The 3,779-nt window shown below is 36.5% G+C and carries 4 protein-coding genes; 1 reads left to right on the plus strand and 3 read right to left on the minus strand.

All coding sequences use genetic code 11. The features are described from left to right. Positions 1–80: 80 nt before the first annotated feature. The 3 genes from C200_RS13870 to C200_RS13880 form a co-directional block, all read right to left on the minus strand. Positions 81–1,484 (minus strand): aldehyde dehydrogenase family protein, encoded by a 1,404-nt coding sequence (locus tag C200_RS13870; RefSeq protein ID WP_016211797.1) that lies wholly within the window; start codon positions 1,482–1,484, stop codon positions 81–83. A 161-nt stretch (positions 1,485–1,645) separates the two neighbouring features. After that, on the minus strand, positions 1,646–2,068 hold the full coding sequence (locus C200_RS13875) for an acyl-CoA dehydrogenase family protein (protein ID WP_129556444.1): 423 nt from the start codon (positions 2,066–2,068) through the stop codon (positions 1,646–1,648). Next, positions 2,061–2,705: an acyl-CoA dehydrogenase family protein gene (locus tag C200_RS13880; RefSeq protein ID WP_016211794.1), complete on the minus strand. Its 645-nt coding sequence runs from the start codon at positions 2,703–2,705 to the stop codon at positions 2,061–2,063. Before C200_RS13880 ends, C200_RS13875 begins: the two co-directional genes overlap by 8 nt. 685 nt (positions 2,706–3,390) lie before the next feature. Between C200_RS13880 and C200_RS15245 the strand changes: the two genes are divergently transcribed. Further along, positions 3,391–3,585 (plus strand): hypothetical protein, encoded by a 195-nt coding sequence (locus tag C200_RS15245; protein ID WP_080750138.1) that lies wholly within the window; start codon positions 3,391–3,393, stop codon positions 3,583–3,585. The last annotated feature ends 194 nt before the right edge of the window (positions 3,586–3,779 follow it).

Genomic DNA, 3,779 nt, shown 5'->3' on the forward strand with positions numbered 1-3,779 from the left:
ATGAAGTCAATGTCAGAAACTGTTCGTTGAGTGCTATATCAAAGAAAAAGAATAGGTTAAGCAAATAGATTAATAAAAGGCTAGTATTTTACACTCAGCGTCTGCGCATCAGTCATCGCTTCAATTCCCCATACTCCACCTTCACGGCCTATACCAGATTGCTTCATGCCACCAAAAGGTGTCAAACTTGCTTCAGTGGTTGATGTATTGACACGGACAATGCCCACTTCTAAACGATTAGCAATCTGTACAGCCAAATCATTATCTTTAGACCAGACATAAGCACTTAAACCCATAGAACTATTATTCACGCGCTGGATTACCTCATTAACGTCATCAAATGCTAAAACAGGTAATAATGGGCCAAATTGTTCTTCATCAATTAAGCGCACACCTTCTTCAATACCTGAGATGATCGTCGGCGGAAAGAAATAGCCTAAGCCTTCTTGAGCCACACCACCACAATGCACAGTGGCTCCTTGCGCTTTTGCATCATTTAATAACTCAATAATACGCTCATATTGCATCACATTATTCAATGGCCCCATAGTAACTTCACTATCTAGACCATTACCTACTTTAACCGTTTTAGCAATACGCACCATCTCATCTAATACATCATGATAAATAGCACGCTGAACGTAAAGGCGCTTAACCGCCACGCAAACTTGTCCACAATTAGAAAATGCATTCCAAAATATTTTTTCAGCAACTTCTTTGACATCAACATCATTAAGTACAATTGCTGCATCATTACCACCCAACTCTAACACCACTCGCTTTAAATCTGCTGCTGCAGCTGTAGCAATATGCTTACCAGTCGCTACTGAGCCAGTAAAGCTAATGGCAGATATTTTTGGATGTTTCACTAATAAAGCACCGATCTCATTATCACCACTGATAATATTAACCAAGCCAGCGGGGATAACATCTTGAATTAATTCACCTAATTTTAAAGTCGTTAACGGTGTATACGGGGATGGCTTAATAATAATACTATTGCCGCTATAAATCGCTTCAGCCATTTTATTAACAGCAATATAAAATGGAAAATTCCAAGGGGTAATTCCTGCAACCACACCCAATGGCTTACGTGTAACCGTCACTTGTGCTTGTGTATCATCACGCAATACTTTTTTAGGGATATCCAGCTCGCATTGCTTACGTAATAAGCCAATTGCCCAACTCACTTCATTTTGTGCTTGGCTGATCGGCTTGCCTTGCTCTTTAGTTAACAATTGACTTAATTCTTCCTGATATGCTTCGATCTTGTCCGCACAAGCGCGTAACAATTCTCGGCGTTGTTCCAATGTTCCAGTGCCATCAATCAACGCTATTTTTGCAGCATTAACCGCCTGCTCTAATAACTCAACACTCGCTATTGGACACTCGGCAATCACTGCTTCAGTTGCAGGGTTTACAACCGCAAAACTGTCTATTCCTGAATGAAGCTGACCGTTAATCAACATCGCATATGAACTCATAATTCACTCCTCAAGCTTTAACTATGGCTTTGTTTAAAACAAAAATTACAAGATATTATACACAAAAATCAATTTAAATAAAAAATTAAAACTAAATTAAAAAATAATGCTATAAATTTCACCTCCTAGCTCTTATCAAGCTGATTTTCATAACATTATTATTAGTTAATATCTATACATAAATTATGAATAAATAGTGAATTCACTCCCGCAATCGTCGCCTGCAATAATTCCCTATTTAAACGCTGAACAGGATGATCTGCTAATACAGACCGGCCACCACTTAAAGCAGCAGCAAGATAAATACAATCACGTGTATATTTATGAATTTGCGCACGCATTTTCTGAACCTCTTCTTGAGTATTCGTATGAATTAACTGATTCCGTAATAATAAACACTGGTTATTTAATTGGTTAAATTGACTCAGAACAACAGTATTTTTCTTAAGAATACTCTTAGAGTTACCAATAATATTTAAAGCCGCTTGAAAAATCCCCATCAACATCGTTGCATGCGTAATCGATAATATCGAACGTTGCTCGATCGCTCTACCCGGTTGATCAATCATAATATCCTTATTCACGAATAAACCAATCATTAAACTCAATAGCCACGGTATTCGTTGAGCTAATTGCAGTAACCTCTTGCTTTGGCCCAATATTAATTTCACCCGATAGATACTGCTGTGCTTTAAAAGGCACTAAACCAACCACTTCATGGTTTTCCTGACTATTACCTATATCAATGATAAAACCCAAGGCAATATAATCAAAAATATCAAATCCTGAAATCCAATCTAAGCGACCACTCACACGATAACCGCCAGCAACTTTTTTCGCCATAATCATAGCGCGCCTGGTATGGCTACGTAAATGATAAATACCAACTCCAGCTCTAAATTTTCCTTGCACCATTTCCGGTAATAAGTCAGCTTTTAGCTCTTGATTGTTACCTTTTTGCAATAAACTTGCACAACTTTCATGCTGAGCAGTTAAAAATGCAAGTGCATATGAGGAACGTGCTAAACGTGCAAAATAATCATGGTTCAAGGCTCGATCTGCTGCAATACCATTAAACTCTGATGCAACTTTTATTGCTAATAATTTTTTTTCACCTAACTCAGAAAAACGTGACTTTAATATCATACTGTCAATATCCAGCTGATTCGCGTAAGGATCAACACGAGATATTAAAAAAGTATCAAGCTGTTCAAGTAGCACTATTACTTCCTATAATTTAGAATCATCTAAATAAATAACTTAAGTAAGACTAAAGTCTAACGATTCTCATCAACCAAAGCAATTGTAACTGACTTTAGCTTGACTTGACTTTACTTTCTTTAATATAGCCATCTAATTAATATATGAATTAAAATAATAACAAGAATAATACTAGATAAATGACCATAAAATACGGTGATATAGCTTCTGCAATCAAGCTAATAGTAACTTGAAAAAACCAGACAAAATAACAAAACTGAGTAAAGTAATAGTACAGTAAATAAATATATCACCTACTATTTTTCATGTTTTTTATAAAATAATTTATCAAATAAATAATTCACATAGATGCTCGACCATTTATTTAATAGAAAAATATCTTTTCATAAAACATTCATATAAATATTCTTTATAGTCAGAAAATTTAACCAATAATAAAATACGATTTTGATAAACCACTCCAACAGTAACATATAAAAACGATATCCATAAAGACCGTCCAAACTGGACCGTAAAAACAATACAGATTATCAAAGCTAAACCACCAATCAACTTAGCAATCAAACTTTTTTCCAAGCGCAAATAAGCAAGAATACAAAAAATATATAGCAACATACTGCTCTGGCTGGCTAAACAAATTAGTCTTGAAAAAGAAAGTATATTTAAAGCATAAAGTAACAGAGAAATGAAACTCAAAACTAAAAAAATAAGCAACGCATGCAAAGGTAACACTTTTTTATGTGTAAACTTTGCTAAATCTAAACGTAAGCGTCGCTACCTCGGTAGGTATTTTGCACATCCAATGATGCAAAATCGCCGAGCAAAACGCGACGACTATAAACCCTCGGCTGTCCGCGTCACACAGCGTTGCGTGCCTTGAATCGGCACACTCCACTACTGTGCTCTCACATGACTCTACGGTTCGTATAGATTTTTAGACACTCGTTACGCTTGCTACAGACCTAACGGCCTTTCGCAACTCCGCTCTGCTAAAAACCCGAACCTACCTCGGCCTACTCACCCCGTGCTTAGCACTCCATGGCTCGCAGCGATTGCAAAAAACTTGTTGGACCG

The organism is Piscirickettsia salmonis LF-89 = ATCC VR-1361, assembly GCF_000297215.2.
GTDB classification, from domain to species: domain Bacteria; phylum Pseudomonadota; class Gammaproteobacteria; order Piscirickettsiales; family Piscirickettsiaceae; genus Piscirickettsia; species Piscirickettsia salmonis.

Excerpts from the sequence above, each read along its gene's own strand:
- C200_RS13870 (WP_016211797.1), bottom strand. The coding sequence starts at position 1,484 with ATGAGTTCATATGCGATGTTGATTAACGGTCAGCTTCATTCAGGAATA.
- C200_RS15245 (WP_080750138.1), top strand. The coding sequence starts at position 3,391 with ATGAAACTCAAAACTAAAAAAATAAGCAACGCATGCAAAGGTAACACT.